The sequence below is a fragment of the Candidatus Acidiferrales bacterium genome, from assembly GCA_036514995.1.
In the GTDB taxonomy this organism is placed as follows: domain Bacteria; phylum Acidobacteriota; class Terriglobia; order Acidiferrales; family DATBWB01; genus DATBWB01.
In genome coordinates this window covers 12,174-29,638 of sequence record DATBWB010000110.1, presented here as the reverse complement: position 1 = coordinate 29,638, position 17,465 = coordinate 12,174, and the positions used below count along the sequence as shown (strand labels likewise).

15 protein-coding genes are annotated in these 17,465 nt (G+C 58.5%); 14 read left to right on the top strand and 1 reads right to left on the bottom strand.

The window, feature by feature from the left end:
• Window positions 1–157 precede the first annotated feature (157 nt).
• The 14 genes from VIH17_07910 to VIH17_07845 all read left to right on the top strand — a co-directional run bounded on the left by VIH17_07910 (window position 158) and on the right by VIH17_07845 (window position 16,547).
• Window positions 158–1,480: an oligosaccharide flippase family protein gene (locus tag VIH17_07910; protein HEY4683158.1), complete on the top strand. Its 1,323-nt coding sequence runs from the start codon at window positions 158–160 to the stop codon at window positions 1,478–1,480.
• A 6-nt stretch (window positions 1,481–1,486) separates the two neighbouring features.
• Window positions 1,487–2,578 carry a glycosyltransferase family 2 protein gene (locus tag VIH17_07905; GenBank protein HEY4683157.1) on the top strand — a complete coding sequence of 364 codons (1,092 nt, stop codon included), beginning with the start codon at window positions 1,487–1,489 and terminating at the stop codon, window positions 2,576–2,578.
• 207 nt (window positions 2,579–2,785) lie between these two features.
• Window positions 2,786–4,237: an O-antigen ligase family protein gene (locus VIH17_07900; GenBank protein HEY4683156.1), complete on the top strand. Its 1,452-nt coding sequence runs from the start codon at window positions 2,786–2,788 to the stop codon at window positions 4,235–4,237.
• Between the two features lie 148 nt (window positions 4,238–4,385).
• Window positions 4,386–5,162, top strand: coding sequence for a class I SAM-dependent methyltransferase (locus VIH17_07895; GenBank protein ID HEY4683155.1), 777 nt, complete (start codon window positions 4,386–4,388; stop codon window positions 5,160–5,162).
• A gap of 64 nt (window positions 5,163–5,226) precedes the next feature.
• Window positions 5,227–6,393: a glycosyltransferase family 2 protein gene (locus VIH17_07890; protein HEY4683154.1), complete on the top strand. Its 1,167-nt coding sequence runs from the start codon at window positions 5,227–5,229 to the stop codon at window positions 6,391–6,393.
• Between the two features lie 331 nt (window positions 6,394–6,724).
• Window positions 6,725–8,230, top strand: a complete 1,506-nt coding sequence (locus VIH17_07885) for a sugar transferase (GenBank protein ID HEY4683153.1) — start codon at window positions 6,725–6,727, stop codon at window positions 8,228–8,230.
• A gap of 142 nt (window positions 8,231–8,372) precedes the next feature.
• Window positions 8,373–9,371 (top strand): NAD-dependent epimerase/dehydratase family protein, encoded by a 999-nt coding sequence (locus VIH17_07880; protein ID HEY4683152.1) that lies wholly within the window; start codon window positions 8,373–8,375, stop codon window positions 9,369–9,371.
• On the top strand, window positions 9,368–10,120 hold the full coding sequence (locus VIH17_07875; GenBank protein HEY4683151.1) for a nucleotidyltransferase family protein: 753 nt from the start codon (window positions 9,368–9,370) through the stop codon (window positions 10,118–10,120). The genes VIH17_07880 and VIH17_07875 overlap by 4 nt, the downstream gene beginning before the upstream one ends.
• Before the next feature lie 16 nt (window positions 10,121–10,136).
• On the top strand, window positions 10,137–10,877 hold the full coding sequence (locus VIH17_07870) for a nucleotidyltransferase family protein (protein ID HEY4683150.1): 741 nt from the start codon (window positions 10,137–10,139) through the stop codon (window positions 10,875–10,877).
• Between the two features lie 245 nt (window positions 10,878–11,122).
• Window positions 11,123–12,160, top strand: a complete 1,038-nt coding sequence (locus VIH17_07865) for an NAD-dependent epimerase/dehydratase family protein (protein HEY4683149.1) — start codon at window positions 11,123–11,125, stop codon at window positions 12,158–12,160.
• Window positions 12,157–13,548: a nucleotide sugar dehydrogenase gene (locus VIH17_07860; protein ID HEY4683148.1), complete on the top strand. Its 1,392-nt coding sequence runs from the start codon at window positions 12,157–12,159 to the stop codon at window positions 13,546–13,548. The genes VIH17_07865 and VIH17_07860 overlap by 4 nt, the downstream gene beginning before the upstream one ends.
• A 70-nt stretch (window positions 13,549–13,618) precedes the next feature.
• Window positions 13,619–14,680, top strand: a complete 1,062-nt coding sequence (locus VIH17_07855) for a Gfo/Idh/MocA family oxidoreductase (GenBank protein HEY4683147.1) — start codon at window positions 13,619–13,621, stop codon at window positions 14,678–14,680.
• Window positions 14,614–15,627, top strand: coding sequence for a GDP-mannose 4,6-dehydratase (locus tag VIH17_07850; protein ID HEY4683146.1), 1,014 nt, complete (start codon window positions 14,614–14,616; stop codon window positions 15,625–15,627). Before VIH17_07855 ends, VIH17_07850 begins: the two co-directional genes overlap by 67 nt.
• Before the next feature lie 158 nt (window positions 15,628–15,785).
• Complete coding sequence (locus tag VIH17_07845; GenBank protein ID HEY4683145.1) at window positions 15,786–16,547, top strand: CpsB/CapC family capsule biosynthesis tyrosine phosphatase; 762 nt, start codon at window positions 15,786–15,788, stop codon at window positions 16,545–16,547.
• 132 nt (window positions 16,548–16,679) lie between these two features.
• On the opposite strand, the gene VIH17_07840 is transcribed toward VIH17_07845, so the two are convergent.
• Window positions 16,680–17,396, bottom strand: coding sequence for a hypothetical protein (locus VIH17_07840; protein HEY4683144.1), 717 nt, complete (start codon window positions 17,394–17,396; stop codon window positions 16,680–16,682).
• Between the last annotated feature and the right edge of the window lie 69 nt (window positions 17,397–17,465).

The window sequence follows — 17,465 nt, the reverse complement described above, 5'->3', positions numbered from 1 at the left end:
TATTTGTCCGCCGCCGCGCTCGAGGAATCGATCATGGAATCATGTTCGCTTGGGAAAGGAACCAGTCTTGGAGCCAGCGCCATTGGATCGTAACGATCTCGCGCCGGCCCACCGGGGTATCGATCCCCGTAGTAGGGCCGCCTTCCGGAGCAAAGCGTTGGCACTCGGATTCTTTTCGCGCGGTATCGCCGTTCTCATTCGCATGCCCTTCTTTCTACTTCTTACGGCCCTGGTGGCCCGGCATCTTTCCCCGGAAGAGTTTGGCCTGTGGGTCGTCCTGTATTCGTTTGTTGAACTTTTCGCCGTAATGGATCTGGGCTTCGGTCTCACTCTACGGAATCGGTTGGCGGCCTTGCATTCGGACCGGTCAGACCGCCTGAAGGATCACCGGGCCCAAGACGAGTTCCTTTCCATCTTCTACGCTTTCCTCGCTTTTTCGTCGTTGATCATTCTCATCGTCTGCGTCCTCAAGCCGTTGATTCCCTGGGGAGCCATCTTCAAGACAGCCGATCCAGCCCTGGCCCAGCAGGCCGGGAGCGCCGCAACCTTTGTCATCGCGGTGCTCATTCTCAACCTCACCTTCATGCTGAGCCAGGCAGGCTTCTTCGCCTATCAAGAGACACATTGGGTCAGCGCTTTCGATCTGCTCAAGGCGATCTCCACCTTTGTAGCCGTTTGGGCCGTAATCTCCCTGCGGGGATCATTCTCATCGGTCGTGTGGGCTTTTTATGCCGTCCTGCTTTTCACTTCTGTCAGCTGCTTGGCGACTTTCCTTCTCCGGCGCTCCTGGAAATTCGCCAAGGTCGAGTGGGCTGACCTAGTTCGGAGCTTGAAGAGCGCTACGCCAACAAGTTTCAAATTTGCTCTGATGCAAGTGGCGGGCGCTATCATTTTCTATACGCATACCTACATTGTGAGCTACACGGCGGGAATGTCGGCGGCAGGCGATTACGGCCTGGTGCAAAGGCTTTTCCTCTTGCTGAACGGGATCCACTTTTTTCTTCTTACACCGCTCTGGTCGGCCTATACGGAAGCGGCTGCGCTGGGTGACTGGCAGTGGGTTCGCAAACAAATGCGGTGGTCGCTCCTTTACACGGCCATCGTTTACGGCCTGGGTGTGGGGCTATTTCTGGCGGCTGGGCCGAAGATCATTCTTATCTGGACGGGGAAATCAATTCACCAACCGGGGCTCTATATGGTTCTGGGCGCGTGGGCTATCGTGTATGGTTGGATAAACTGTTTTTCGGTGTTTCTCAACGCGCTCAATTGCCTGGACCGGCAAGTTCAGTTCCTGGTCGGGGGAGCCATCCTGAACCTTCCGCTGGCGTTTTTCTTGGGTTCGAAATTGGGCAGCCCGGGAGTTGCCCTGGCTGGATTGCTGGTGGTCCTTCCCCTGGCCGTTTCCGACACCATTCAGTCGTTCAAGATTCTGGGGCAGCCAGGGCAAACCGCTCGACAAGCTGTCACGGTCATGGAGTAACCGCTCATGCTTTCCTCAAAGCTGATTTCCATCTGCATCCCAACCTACAACCGGGCGCGCCATTTGGGCGAAGCCCTGGCCAGCATCGTGCCCCAGATGGACAACGACGTCGAGATCGTCATCTCGGACAACGCCTCGACGGACAACACCCGGGAAATGGTTCGCCAATACGAGGAGAAGTTTGGTTCCATCCGATATTTTCGAAACGTGACCAATCTGGGGTTCGATCGCAACCTTCTCGCTTGCCTGGAGCATGCCGAGGGAGAGTACGTCTGGCTGTTCGGCAGCGACGACCTCATGAAGCCCGGAGCTGTCGAGGCGGTCCGCCAATCCCTTCGGGATCAACCGGTTTTCGTTTATCTGAACTTTCAGGTCATCAGCCCCGAAGGGGATCTGCTCATCGGTCCGAAAATAGAAATTCCCGAGAACCGGGATTTTCGCGACGGGCTCGCCTGTATCCAAGAGCTGGGCGGTAATCTTGGTTACATGTCTGCCGCAATCCTTCGGCGCCACCTCTGTCCCAAAGTTCCCGCCAGCCACGAGCTTGTGGGCTACGGTTGGATTCACTTGCACATGATCCTTCGATTTCTGCGGGAAAGCGGAATCGTCCGGTACATTGGTCAACCGCTGGTCCAGGCCCGACGGACTCCTTCGCTTGAGTATAACTTTGCCGAGAGAATGGTCACCGAACTCGACCGCGTGATTTGGCACGCCCGCCGCGACGGTTATGCACGCTCGACGCTCCGCAAACTAACAAACAAGATCATCCGGGAATTCCAACTGGGCCACGCGGTCGGCTTGAAATGCGCCGGCCATCCGGAGTTTGGTCAATTCGTCCTGGCTTGTTTCAAGCGATATTGGACTTACCCGCTGTTTTGGTTGTTGATCGTTTCCGTCTTTCTCGTCCCCCGAGGCGTCCTCTTGCCCATCCGAGATTATCTCAGGGCCAGGAGGGCAGCTTCCGTGCTTTCTGCTTCGATCAAGGGGACGGACAGCAGGACCTCCTGCGGGGCTGCGCCCACGAGACTCCACAGCCCCGGGGCAACCTACAAACAGGCATTCTTTGAGAAAAGAACCGGCGGCGGAAGGGAAAATTAAAATGAGATCTGCTTCCCATCCGCGCCAACGAGGCTTTTGGACCATTTTTCGCCGCGCATTGCGGGTTCCCAACGCTCAATCCATTTCCATCCCTTGGCGATGAACAGTCATACTCTACTCACCGATAACGCGAGTTCGGCTCCCGGCCTGGGCCGGTTTCCGAGCCGCACGACTTCCTCTTCACCTCCCGCGATTCTCAATGTAGTCATGGGGATCCTCGGTGTCCTCTTGGCGTTGGTCGGATACGGATTGGCCGAGCGGGGAGGCGGGCTGGTTGGGGCTGGCGCCGCAGTAGGACTCTTGGCGCTTACCAATCCTCGCTCGGCACTCTGGCTTGGCAGCGCGGTATTGATGGTGGCTTTTGTCGTCTTTCCCAGCACTCCTCCTGACACATTGGTCGGCACGGCCCCGCCGACGGAATATTACTTCTGGGCTGTGGCCTCGGTTCTTAGTGCCCTGGGGTTGGGGATCGCTCTCTTATTTCGCCCGATCGCCGGCAGGCGCCAGTTCACGAGACGGCTGCGTTCGAGCGAGTCGGTAGCGATGGCGCTGATGTTTTTGGTCTGTGTTGCCTCCGGTGTTTACGGCCAACTGCTGGGAAATGGTACCTCGCTGGTCTTGCGTCAGTTTTATGGAACCCTTCTTTTCTTCATGACCTATCTCTGTACGCTTTATTTTTTGCCCTCGATGAAAGATGTGGCCTGGGTTCTCAATAGGTTGAAAACGGCGGCTGTTCTCACGGGACTCGCCTATTCCGTCTGGCTCATCATTCTGAATCGAAAGTGGCTCGGGGTCATAGGAGAAGAATCCTATTATCGCGTAGCGACTCCTCTCGCGCACTATTCAGGGGTCTTTATGGTGGTAGCCTTCGCCCAGCTCACTACCTCCGGAAGACCCCGCAGAAAATCTCGCTTCTTGGTTGAGTTTCTGATCTTCGCCGTGACTCTGGCGCTTTTCGGAGCCAGAGCGTCCACCCTGGTCGCCATCGCTTCGATTCTCCTGCTCGTCAGCTTGCGATTGTGGAAGAGTTCTGGACTTGTCTGGCTACGGGATTTGTCTCTTTTCCTGCTGCTCGCAATCGTGAGCGTTTTGCTGTTGCAGACGGCAAGTCCCGGTTCCGACTTTGTGAGGGCTGTGGCCCAGCGATTTCTTGCGCCCTGGGAGATGGACGCATCCTACGAGGGCCGCCTCGCACAATGGTCGGCTATCGTCGAATCGGTCAAGGATCACCCTCTGTTGGGGGTCGGCCTGGGTGGCAGCTTGACCTTCTACTTCCCTTATGTACGCCAGATCATGACATGGAATTATATCGACAATGGTTGGGGATTCGTCTTGCACAAAATGGGACTGCTCGGTCTTGGTGCATTGCTTTTTATGCTCGCCAGGTTTGTGATCACGTCCAAAAAGCTGCTTCGCTCCGGGAGACGGTTGCCCGACCCGTCTCTCCTCTACTCCCTGGTCGGGGCATTCGCTTATAGCGTCCTCGCGATGTTCGGTGGTCCTTCCTTTTTCCATTTTTTGAGCGCAGGTGTATCGGGAATTCTTCTGGGGAGTATGGTCATCGTTGCGCAGGCGGAAGTGGCTCCTCAACCGGTGCGGAGTTCCCCCTCCCAAACCGCCGCTGCTTCGCGGTTCGTTCAACAGCCGGCTGCACGCTGACCGGAGGTATTTCTCTCGATTGCAAGGCAACTGACTGTGAGCCGGTTCGGAGGCCCGTCGAAACAAGCTTATGTGTCTCTTGAAAGAGGACGAGTCTTTTTGCGGGGTTAACGAGTGAAAAGGGAGAGAGTGCACCGCATGGGGGCATATGTCAGATAGAACTCCCCTCATCCACCAGAAAAGCGCCCAGGTCGAAAAGCAGTTCTTCGACGAAATGGCAATGCGTTGTAGTCGGAGGGCAGAGCAGATCAATCTCGACCAGCCACTCGAACATATGCCCGCACTCATCTTCGAGAAACTGGGGTCCCTCGAAGGAAAGCGAGTCCTGGATATTGGCGCAGGAACGGGAGAATATTCCGTCCACTTTGCCCGGCGTGGAGCTTCTGTGGTTGCGGTGGACCTGTCCCCCGAGATGTGTGCTATCGCGCGAAGTTTGGCAGAGAGGTACTGTGTTGCTGGCCGGGTCGAGATCAGGCAAGGAACTCTGGAAACGGTTGGGCTGCTTCCCGAAAGCTTTGATGGCATTTTCGGTAACGCGATTCTGCATCATTTGAACTTAGACCGCGATGTGCCCTGCCTGGTGAGTCTCCTGAAAAAGGGGGGATTCTTTGTATTCGCTGAACCGCTCCGACATAACCCCGTCGCCAACCTGTACCGCTATTTGACGCCCCACTGGCATACACCGGGCGAAGGACCCCTGGGCTTCGAGGACATCGAGAACATGAGAAGGTTTTTTACGCGCCTGAGCTATTCCAACTTCTACCTGATCTCGCACATTCGGGTCTTGGTTCGCCAGCTCTTTCGCAGCGAGCGACTCTCGCGAGATGTTTTTGAGGCACTCTTCCCCGTGGATGAGTTCATCCTGAGACTGTTTCCAGGAGTGAGGAAATATTGTTGCTACACGCTGATCTATGGTGAGAAATAGAATCCCGGTAGTCACTATGTGTTTCTTGAGGTGATATTTTTCGACGTCCTACGGATGCTGACTTATGTTCGAGCTTCTCTTTTGGTCGGCGGCGTTGTTTGTGATTTACGTTTACGTCGGCTACCCCATTCTTATTTCCATTGCATCCAGGATTTGGAATTCACCCACGAAACAGGCGGAGATACGACCCGCGGTGAGCCTCGTTACCCCGGCCTACAATGAAGAAGGCGTGATTGCCAAGAAGATCGAAAGTTGTCTTTCGCTGGACTATCCGGCAGACAAATTGGAGATCATTGTGGCCACGGATGGATCCACCGATCGAACCGTAGAGATTGTTAGCCGCTACCACGCACGAGGCGTCAAGCTCAGCCATTCCCCGTGTCGAGAAGGCAAGGTCGTGGCAGTGGATCGGGCCATTCGACTGGCTACCGGAGAAATTATTGTCAATTCTGATGCTAAGGCCTCTCTGGCGACTGATGCCCTAAAACGGATCGTGCGCCACTTCCATGATCCATCCGTGGGCTGCGTGAGCGGGAAACGTGCGATCGTGTTACAGCGCGAGAGCGGCCCGAGTCTGGCCGAAAATCTTTACGCCCGGTACGAGAGCTTTCTCAAAAAGTGCGAATCCGCATTGCATTCCTGTGCCGGGGCAGAAGGACAGATCTATGCCTTCAGGAAGTCCCTGTATCCGGGGCTGCTCGCGTCGCTCGGAAGCGACGATTTCTATCTTCCCCTGAAACTTTTGGCCAACTCAGGGTGTCGCCTCATCTATGAGCCTGAAGCAGTGGCTTTCGTTGCGGCTGGGGCCACTGTGCCAGAAGAGCTGAGACGAAAGCTCAGAATTCGCATCAATACTCTATCGGTGATGAAACAGATGTGGCCGCTCCTGGTTCCTTTTCGAAGCCCCGTCTGGTGGCAATTGCTTTCTCACGTCATGGCGCGATACCTGGTCCCGCCTGCCCTGGTTGTGTGGTTTGCATCCTCGGCTGTTTTGAGCCAACAATCCGCTTTCTATGTAGCCGCACTGATAACCCAGGGCCTCTTTTATCTCTTCGCGGCGCTGGGCTGGTGGCTGGAAACGAAGGCTATTCGGGTGAGGATCTTCTATGTTCCATTCTATTTTGTGTTCATGCATCTCGCGATGGTCTGGGGAACGATCCGTTTCTTCCGAGGCAGTCAAGCGCATATTTGGGAACCGACCCAACGAGTGAGCGATGCTTTCCCCCATTGACTTTGGCCGGGATCGGAGCAGCGGCAAGGCAACCGTGTCGTGGTGCCCAATGGGGCTGGAAATCCTTGCCGGTAGTTTGAGGAATTGATAATATGATGGCTTGTTAGATCTGCTGAAGCTTGTTGCCGGGTGACGTCTCTGCCCCGACGCACCCGGCTGATGTCACCCCTTCCCATAGTCATTTACCCCTTCCCATAAATTGTCTTCTACGCCGGTCGAGGAGGCTCGTCCGCAAGACGAGGAACTGACTGAACGAGAGGAGCTGTCTTTGCGAGGAATCTTCCCAGTGGCACCGTGCCCCGAGGAGGCGACGCCCCGAGAGACGCCGCTTATGTCCGCATCAGCCGAAAACACCGTGACCGTTGCCGGCATGCCGTTGGCCAACGCTTTGCCGGCAGCGCTGGCGAGAGAAATCATCCGCAAGGTCGCCGTGGTGATCCTGGACGCGGCGGCCGTGTTCTTGGCGCTTGTTCTATCGTTCGGCTTTTGGGCCAGCGTCTGGGGGCTCAGCTTTGAATTTCCGCGGCACGTGAGAAACCTCTTCCTTTTTCTGCCGATTCTTGTGTTCACCACCTATTTCTTAGAGGGCTACAAGCCGCTTGAGCGGCGCCGGCCGGAAAGAGAGCTGGAGATTCTTGTCAAGAGCGTTTCTTTCAGCTTTCTCTTTCTGATCGCGGCCAACTACGTTCTGTTCAAAACCGAGCCGGTGTCTCGTTACATCATTCTCACCTGGTGGCTCGCCAGCCTCGTCCTGGTTTTCGCCGAGCGATTTACCCTCCGCCAGATTTACCACCGACTGTGGCGCAAAGGACTCCTCCGGCAAAGAGTGCTTGTGATCGGATCGGGGCCAAAGTCGCGGTTGCTTCAGACCCTCCTCCGGCTCCAGCGGCACCCGGGGTTTTGCTTCGTGGGGTTGGCCTCCGACGATGCGGAAGAAACCAGCGCAAACCAAACCAATGGTTGTTCGAACCATACGCCCCTGCCTCGACTGGGTGCCGTTCACGACTGGCTTCGCCTGGTTCAAGAACACAAAGTGGATCTGGTGATCCTCGCTTTCCGTGATTTTTCAGACGAAGTGCACCGGCAGATCGTCTCCATTCTCGGGAAGTGCAAAGAGCACCGGGTGCGGGCGAAAGTGTTTTCCGACGTGTTCAACTACTCCAATGCCGGCTTCGAGATCGATGAGTTCTCCGGCTTTTTCGTCCTGAACCACAGCCGGTTGCCTCGAGAGAGAATCTTCGACCTCGCTTTCAAGCGAGGCCTCGACGTGGCCGGCGGCCTGGTGGGAACCATCCTGGCCGGGCTTCTTTATCTGATTGTCGGAGCGATGATCAAGATCGAAGACGGCGGCCCGATCCTCTACAAGCAGCAGTTTGTTGGCCAGGGCGGAAGTTCCAAGCACTACTGGAAGTTTCGAACCATGAAGCTCGACGCCGACAAAATTTTCCAGGACGACCCGCGGTTGCAAGAGGAATTCGAGAAATCGTTCAAATTGCGTTCCGACCCGCGCGTGACAAGAGTGGGAAAGTTCCTCCGCAAATACAGTCTTGATGAATTCCCGGAATTCGTAAATGTGCTCAAGGGCGATTTGAGCTTGGTCGGACCACGCACGATATGCCGAAGAGAAATCGAAAGGTACGGTGAGTCTTTTGACAGGCTGATGCGGGTGAAGCCCGGTATGACGGGCTTCTGGCAAGTGATGGGGCGGCAGACCACCTCTTACGAAGAGCGAGTCCAGATGGACATGTTCTACATCGAGCGGTGGTCCATCTGGCTGGATGCGATCCTGATCTTGAAAACGGTCTGGAAGGTCGTGCAAGCCGAGGGAGCCTATTAATGCCCTTCCAACCCGGTTCGAAACACGAGCAAGCCGCTCCCGGGCAGGAACCGGCCAAGGCCGGTGGTCGGCTTGGTGTTAGGGCACAAGTTGGAACCGCCCTCGGCGTCTGCCCACCCAGGGCAAAGTGGGTGGTCAAACGATGAAAGCACTGGTCACTGGCGGAGCCGGATTTATTGGTTCTTCGGTGGTGGATGCCTACCTGGAGCGAGGGTTGGCGGTGGTGGTGGTTGATGATCTCTCCCGGGGCGCGATCGAGAACCTCAACCCGCGGGCCAAGCTCTACCAGATTGACATCCGCGATGCCGCTGCCCTCGAGCATCTTTTTGAAACGGAACGGCCGGAAATTGTCAATCACCACGCCGCCCAGATGGATGTGCGGCGGGCGGTCCACGAGCCGGTCTATGACGCGGAGGTGAACGTCATCGGCTCCATCCATCTGCTCAACTGCGCGGTGCGCTTCGGCGTGCGACGCTTTATCTACGCATCCACGGCTGGCGCAGCTTACGGCGAACCGGCGAGCAACCCGGTGGCTGAAAGCCACCCCATCAACCCCATTACCCCTTACGGCATCAGCAAGCACACCGTCGAGCACTATCTGTTCGCCTATCTCGCCCTCTATGGGTTGAGTTACGTCGTGCTGCGGTACGGAAACGTGTACGGCCCCCGGCAGAGTTCGAGGGGCGAGGCAGGTGTGGTGGCGATCTTCTGCGAGCAGATGCTGCAAGGCACCAGGCCCAAAATCTATGGCGACGGCAGCAAGACCCGCGACTACGTCTATGTGAGCGATGTGGCGCGGGCCAATCTCCTGGCTCTCGAGAGGGGCGACCGGGAAATCTTCAACATCGGCTGCGGCCTGCCCACCACCGACTACGAAATTTTCTTGAAGGTGCGCTCCGCTCTTGGTTCGAAGACGATCGAGCCAACCCACGTGGACAAGCGCCCGGGCGAAATTGATCACGTCTTCCTCGACGTCAGCAAAGCGCGGGAGATACTCGGTTGGGCAGCCAAGGTCCCGCTCGACCAGGGCATTCCGTGGTCGGCCGCTTATTTCAGGCAGCGACTTGCCGAAAGGCTGGTGGGACCCGGCCCGCAAGCGCCCAGGAGCATGTCGGCTGGCGGAAGGAGAGGATCGCGATGAAGGCAGTTGTGCTGGCAGCCGGTCGAGGCGATCGCCTGCGGCCGCTCACCGACCGCCTGCCCAAAGTAATGCTGGAGTTCGATGGCCGGCCGCTCCTCGCGCATTCCCTGGAGCAGTTGCGGCGGCATGGCCTCCGCGAGGTGGCCATCAACCTGCACCATCTTCCCGAAGCAATTGTCAGATACTTCGGCGACGGCGAGCGCTGGGGAATGCGTATCCATTATTCGTACGAAGCAGAGTTGCTGGGCACCGCTGGAACGCTTCGGAACTTGGAAGCCTTCCTCGGCCGGGAACCTTTCTTCCTGCTCTACGGCGACAACGTGACCGACTGCGACCTCTCTCGCCTGGCGCGTTTCCACCGTAACCGCGCTGCCATCGCCACCGTGGCCGTCTGCTGGCTGGAGAATCCGTGCTCCTGTGGCATTGTCGAGATAGATGCGAGCGACCGGATTGTACGCTACCAGGAAAAGCCGAGGCCCGAGGATGTCTTCAGCCATTACATTAACGCCGGCGTCTATTGCTTCGAGCCGGAGATTGGCCGCTACCTTTCCGATCCGCCAGCAAGCGACTTGTCGCTCCACGTGCTGCCCCGCCTGCTCAAAGATCGAGCCGCCCTTCTTGCCTACCGTTACGGTGGCTATGTTTTGAAGTTCGATAGTTTCGAGGACTGGGAGGTTTCACAAAACGTGCTGGCGGAAAGACGCCGGGCCGGGCGTCGAAGGAAAGTTCAAAGCGTGAGCAAGTCCTGAATCGCAAGGGAGGCGTGTGGCAGAAGAAAAACCGATGCCGGTGGTGATCCTGGCCGGTGGCTTGGCCACGCGACTGCGCCCGCTGACCACCGCTGTGCCGAAAGCGATGCTCGCTGTTCATGGCCGTCCCTTTCTCCTCTACCAGCTTGAGTTGTTGCGAGCCGCTGGCCTGCGCCAGATTGTGCTCTGCACGGGTTATCTTGGCGAACAGATCGTCGAGTACTTTGGCGACGGCCGAAAGTTTGGCGTGTCGCTGGCCTACAGCCGCGATGGCCAACAGTTGCTTGGCACCGGAGGGGCGCTCCGAAAAGCAACGCCCCTTTTGGGGGAAGAATTCCTGGTGATGTATGGCGATGCCTATCTGATGTCGGACTACGCCGCCATCCAGCGCGCCTTTCGCGCCTGCCGCCAGCCCGGACTTATGGTGGTCTATCGGAACAAGGATCAGTATGACCGCAGCAATGTGGTGCTGGGCGATGGCCGGGTGACCTTCTACAGCAAGACAGAGCAGCGGCCGGGAATGGTTTACATTGACGCCGGCGTGAGCATTTTTCGCAAAAGCGTCGTGGAGCTGATTCCCCCCGGCTCGCTGGCGTCGCTCGAAAGCCTTCATCAACTTTTGATTGCTCGCGGGCAGCTTGCCGCGTTTGAGACAGAACAACGATTCTATGAAATCGGTTCCTTGTCCGGTCTCAAAGAATTTGAGCATTTCGTTGCCGGGCAAAGCCGCCTCGCCGTGGGCGCGACTGAACGATAGCGGCGACGCGTTCAACCCGTCGGCAGCCAAAGCCCGGCCAGGTGGCAGTGAAGCCTCAAAGGCATTGCCGGTAGAGCCCTGGGATCAGGTTGATAAGCTGGCTGGGTGATGCCGGCCCTTTCTCCCGACTTGCCCGCATTCGGGCTTGTCCGAACCGGGGCTTGCCGGAGCGCCTCCGCTCTTTCCCCTTCCACGATGGCGCATCTCGCCTCGGACTCTTTTTCTGTCAGCGAAGTGAAGGTCTTATGGCGCGGAAAAGACCCCTTCGACACTTCATCACCGGCGGCGCTGGCTTCATTGGCAGTCATCTGGCGGACGCGTTGCTCGCCGAGGGAGCCAGGGTGGTTATCTACGACAACTTGCGGGCGGGAAGAAGGGAGTGGCTCCACCCGCACCGGCAGAATCCTCGCTTTCACTTTATGCCGGGCGATTTGCTGGATTTCGAGAAGCTCGGCGCAGCCATGGCCCCATCGGACGTGGTTTGGCATTTTGGCGCCAATACGGACATGGTGATCGGCAGAACGCAAACCGAGGTGGACGTTCGTGATGGCATCCTTGCCACACGCCACGTCCTCGAAGCAATGCGGCAAAACGGGGTAAAAGAGTTGCTTTTCCCGTCGAGCGGCGCCATTTATGGCGATATTGCCAACCCGCCAGCCACGGAAGAGTACGGCCCGCTGCTGCCTGTTTCTCTCTATGGCGCCGCCAAGCTTGCTTCTGAGGGGCTCATCAGCGCTTATTGCCACCTCTTTGAGATGAAAGCCTGGATCTTTCGCTTTGGAAACGTCATCGGCCCCCGAATGAGCCACGGAATCATTTGTGATTTTGTTGAGAAGCTGCGGAGCAACCCGCATGAACTCGAAATTCTGGGCGACGGCCGGGGAGAGAAGAACTATTTCCTGGTTGAGGACTGCCTGGATGGAATGCGCTTTGCCCACCGGCACGCGCATCTGGACGCCGACCATCCCTGCGACATCTTCAATCTCGGCAGCCGTTCCACAACGAAAGTGGAGATGATCGTCCGGATTGTGATTGAGGAGATGGGCTTGCGCAACGTTCGCTTGCGATACACCGGCGGGGAACGTGGCTGGCCTGGGGATCAGCCGCGAGTTTACATGGACGTAAGCAAAATGCTCAAACTCGGCTGGGCGGCGAGGTTGACGTCCACTGAGGCAGTGCGCATTGCCACGCGCCGCTATCTCGGCAAGGAAAGCGGCGCCCTGCCTTGGCGCAGCCAAGCGCGCCCCGCCGCGGCGGGGAAACAAACAGGAGGAAATCCATGAACCCGGTGAATACCAAAGTCTGCGTCGTCGGAATCTGGCATCTCGGAGCGGTCACCTCCGCCTGCCTGGCGGAACTGGGATACTCGGTGGTGGGTGTCGAAAGCAATCCCGAGAAAGCGAAAAAGCTGAACGAAGGGGTTGCCCCGCTCTTCGAGCCCGGATTGAGCGAATTGATGCGCAAAAACCTTGGCCAGGGAAGATTGCTCTACACATCGGACCTGCCAGCCGCAGTGAAGCAGGCCCAATTTGTCTTCCTGGCCTTCGACACGCCGGTTAACGATGACGATGAGGTGGAGCTGCTCGAAGTTTATAAGGCGGCTCTCGACATCAGCCAGTGGCTCGCGGAAGACGCCACGGTAATCGTCAGCAGCCAAGTGCCCGTCGGCACCTGCGAGCATATTGCTTCTGCCATCCGCGATTTCGATTCCCGGCGGAATGTGCACATCGGTTGCGTTCCGGAAAATCTGCGCCTGGGGAAGGCGATCGAATGTTTTCTTAAACCGGCCATGATCGTGATCGGCGCGGACGACGAGGCGACTCTTGACCGGTTGCAGCAGTTCTATTCGGTTTTGCCCGCGCCCAAACTGCTCATGAATCTGCGCACCGCCGAGATGACCAAACACGCCCTGAACGCTTTTCTGGCAACGTCGGTCAGCTTCATCGGCGAGCTTGCCAATCTTTGCGATGAAGTCGGGGCTGATGCCGTCCAGGTGGCCGCCGCACTGCGCCACGACGAGCGTATTGGGCCGCACGCCCGCATCGAGCCGGGCGGCCTTGGCTTTGCTGGCGCAACGCTGGCGCGCGACGTGAAGGTGCTGCGACATCTGGGTGAAACATGCGGCTGCGAGCCGCTGCTCTTTGACGCCGTCTGGTACGTCAATGAGCGGCAGAAAGGGCTGGTGGCCCGCAAGCTCAAGAAAATCTTCGGCGACGTCAGCGGCCTGAGGTTGGGCGTGCTGGGACTAACCTATAAGGCCGGCACGAGCACCCTGCGCCGCTCGGTAGCACTGGAGGTGATTCGTGACCTGGTGGGTCAAGGCGCGGCGGTCAAGGCGTTCGATCCCAAGGCGGACCTGGCCGAGCTCCCCCCGCTGGCAGGTTTGGAGTTGTGCCCCGATGCCTACTCGGCGGCAAACGACAGTGACGCGCTCATTCTTCTCACCGACTGGCCTGAGTTTCGCTCACTCGATTTCGTCCGCATCCGCTCCCTCATGCGCCGCCCTGTCCTTATCGACACCAAAAACATGCTCCCCTACAGCCAACTGGTGGGCCTCGGCTTTGATTATGCCGGAGTCGGCCGCGGCCACCTCGCCAAGACTGTTCCCATACTTGCCACGAAGGCACTCGCGCGCGCCGCCGTCGCCACCGCCAGAAAGGCTCAACATTGAAGGAGTCCCTCCCATCGCAACGCAATAACCAAGCCTCTTACCACACGCTATACGGCCGAAGGAGGTTCGGATGAGAGTCGCCATCATTGGGGCTGGCCTGCAGGGTAGGCGGCGAGCGCCGGTTCTCACGGACTTCAGCGACACAAAGTTGACCATGGTCACCGCGGCTCGCTTGGAAACCGCGCAATTGCTGGCTGAGAAGATGAATTGCGAGGCGGGCCAGGGCTGGGAGACCGCTGTCAGGCGTGACGACATTGACGCGGTGGTCGTTTGCACCCCGCCTGATTCCCATGCCCGCATCAGCATCGCAGCCATGGAGCATGGCAAACACGTCCTGTGCGAGAAACCGCTGGCGCGAACGGTGGACGAGGCGGAGGCGATGCTCCGTACGGCCCGCGCGTCGCCGGTCAGGTTGAAGTGCGGCTTCAACCACCGGCATCATCCCGCCATCCAACGGGCGAGAAAGCTCATGCAAGAAGGCGCCATCGGCGCCCCGCTCTTCCTTCGTTCTCGCTACGGGATCTGTGGCCGGCCAGGATACGAGCAGGAGTGGCGAGCCGATACGCGGGTCGTGAGCGGCGGGCAATTGATGGAGCAGGGAATCCACGTGATCGACCTCTTTCGCTGGTTTGTGGGCGACATCCAGGAAGTGTCCGCTTTCACCGCCACCTCCCATTGGCAAATGCAACCCCTTGAAGACAACGCCTTTGTCCTCTTGCGCGCCGCCACCGGCGTGATGGCTTCGCTCCACTCCAGCCTGACTCAGTGGAAGAACCTCTTCTCTTTCGAAGTGTTTGGAGAGGACGGCTATCTTATCGTCGAAGGCCTGGGCGGCGGATATGGAACAGAGACTCTCCGACGCGGCAAACGCGCATTCGGCGAGCCGTTTCAGGATGAGGTCGTCGAGTTCCGCGGCGGCGATGTTTCCTGGCATGAGGAGTGGAAGGAGTTTGCGGCCGCCATCCGCGATGGACGGGAGCCATTGGGCAACGGTGTCGATGGGCTCGAAGCCCTTAAGGTCGTTTTCGCCGCCTATGAGTCAGCCAAGCGGCGGGAGGTCGTCTCATGCCAAGAAATCGGGCGGCAAGCCAAAGACGTCTTACAAGCGCAGAGCGCCCGGAGCGCCGAATAAAGTGCCTGGTTACCGGCTCGGGCGGATTTATTGGATCCCACCTGGTGGCATACCTGGTCGGGCGGGGCTTTCGCGTATGGGGCATGACGCGGCGAACCGGCGCCGCCCCGGCCGCGTTCCACCGAGACTTTCAATCAGTTCTCTGCGGTATCACCGACCGCAAACGGCTGGAAAGAATCGTGGCGGACATCCAACCGGAAAAAGTCTTCCACCTGGCTGCACAGAGTTACCCGATGAAATCCTGGCAGGATGCTGAAGAGACCCTGAAGGTGAACCTCTTCGGTGCTCTCTACCTGCTGGAAGCAATCCGCAAGGCGCAACTGGATCCGGTGATCTTGATGCTGGGCTCAAGCGCTGAGTACGCACCCCCCGGAAAAGACGACGGGAGGATTGGCGAGGATCACGAAATCAATCCTCTCAGCCCTTACGGTGTCAGCAAAGCGGCCGCGGACCTGCTGGCTCGTCTTTATTTCCGTGCCTGCCGGATGAAAATTGTGCGCGTGCGACCCTTTGCCGTTATCGGCCCGGGGAAAGAGTGGGACGCCTGCTCCGATTTCGCTCGTCAAATCAGCGCCGTCGATCGAGCGGTGGGCGGCGAGTTGTCGGTTGGAAATCTGAATGCCGTGCGCGATTTTCTTGACGTGGGCGATGCCGTCCGGGCGCTGGACTTACTCGCCGAGAAGGGCCGCCCCGGAGACGTCTATAACATTGCTGCCGGTCAGGGCGTGAGTCTCCAGCACGTCTTGACGCGACTCATCTCCCTCTCCGGAAAAAAGATCAGCGTGCGGGTGGATCCAGACCGATTGCGGCCGGTGGATCAACAGGCGATTGTCGGAGACAACCGCAAGCTTCGCCGCCTCGGCTGGGAGCCTGCCATTCCCCTCGACGAGACTTTGCGTGGCATTCTTCAATTTTGGGACAGTCGGGCCAAAGCCGCTTCTGCGTAGCGGCCCTCCGATTACTGCCAGACGAGCGAGTGCGAGGTTCCGCGGCCGGATAGGCCGCCCCGATGGACGTCGCTACCCATCCTCGTCAGTTGTTGCTCCGGCGCCAAAGGTTTCCGCCGCATGATTTGATGGGCTGCTTTTAGTATGATGGACGGCGCATGGTGGACATTCACAGCCACATTCTGCCCGGGCTGGATGATGGCTCGCCGACGCTCGAGGCTTCCGTTGAAATGCTCGAACGGGCTGCGGCCGACGGGATCACCCACATGGTCGGCACCCCGCACGCCAATCCCCACTACGAATTTCAACCCGAGGTCAACCGCGAGCTGCTGGCTCAGCTTCGCGAGCGGGCGCCCAGGAACCTCCAAGTTTTTGGCGGCTGCGATTTTCACCTGAGCTTTGAAAACCTCTCGTTGCTCCGGCAGCAGCCCCGGGATTTCACCATCAACCAGCGAAATTATCTCCTCGTCGAGTTTTCCGATTTCGGGTTGGTGCCAAATCTTTTGCAGATTCTCCATGAGGTGATGCTGGCGCATCTAGTGCCGGTGGTGACCCACCCGGAGCGCAATGCCCTTCTCTGCCGCGATGCGGCCTTGCTGGAGAGGATGGTGGAGCTCGGCACCTGCGCGCAGGTGACTGCCCAATCGCTTACGGGCCATTTTGGACGGCACGCGAAACGCTGTGCGTGGGAATGGCTCGAGCGCGGCTTGGTTCATTTTGTAGCGAGTGATTCCCACAACCTCACGTCGCGCCCGCCGTTGCTCTCTCCCGCGTATAAGCTGGTTGCCAAGCGCCTCGGTGAGGCCGTGGCCGGTGCCCTCTTTCACAATAATCCCTTGGCCGCGATTGAAGGCCGGCCCCTGCCCTATCTCCCCGAGCCCCTGCCACGGCGACGGAAGAAGTTTCTTCGGTTTATTTAGCGGCCGGTGCCGTCACCACTGATCCCTTCCCAACATGCCCGTCGGCAGCCGGCTATGGCCCTGAAACATCTTTATGGCTTGCTGTTGGGAGTCGCTTCGGATCGGCCAGAGGGCAAGCAAGTCGGAACCAGGCTAGGGACGTGAAGGGCTTTCTTCTCGTCGGGCAAGAGCCAACGCTGCCCCGGCTCCTCCTCCCCCGGCCAAAAGAAGCAGCAAGGTCAACTTCTTGGCTTTGCCGGTCGGCTCTCGTTCCCTCTTTTCAGGAGCTGGAGGTGCGACACCAGGGACTTCCGGCCCGGCGGCGGCAATCCGCCCGCCGGGAAAAAGACGGATGGAGCTGCCGGGAGAAAGCGCGGCTGTTTCCGCGCCATCCAAATCGATCACCAGGGCGCCGCCAGCCTGGCAGAGAGCCAGGATCGAGCCATCGGGTTGAAAAGAAAATTCGATGGACGATGGCGCCGCCGGGCGCACCGTGATCAAAAAACGTCCGGCGAGAGCCTCCAATGCCTGGCCAGCCTCGACTTTCACCGCCGCGGACCCGCTCAGCAGTTGGGTAAAATAGCCGCCGCGGGTGCTGGGGAACGTTGCCTCGGAATTCTCGCCGAGAATGAACTGGCCTCGGCCGGCAACGTTCACCGCCGCCGCTGAGCGCGCTCCGGTGCGGATCCGACTCCCCGGAAACAGAGTAGTGACGCCGGGCAAAGGCATCTCATTCAGGGTGACATCGCCGGTTGGAGTCACCTGACCGATGGCCTGCCGGGAATTGGCCTGCGGCTCGGCGGCAAACGTCGGACCGGTGGCCATGAGAGAAATAATTATCGCCCACAAAGATAGCTGCAGCGCTTTCATGACTGGCCTCGGATAAGACATCCAGCAGGTTACTTAGTTACCATCCGCGCCGAGGGGCGTCAACCGAAT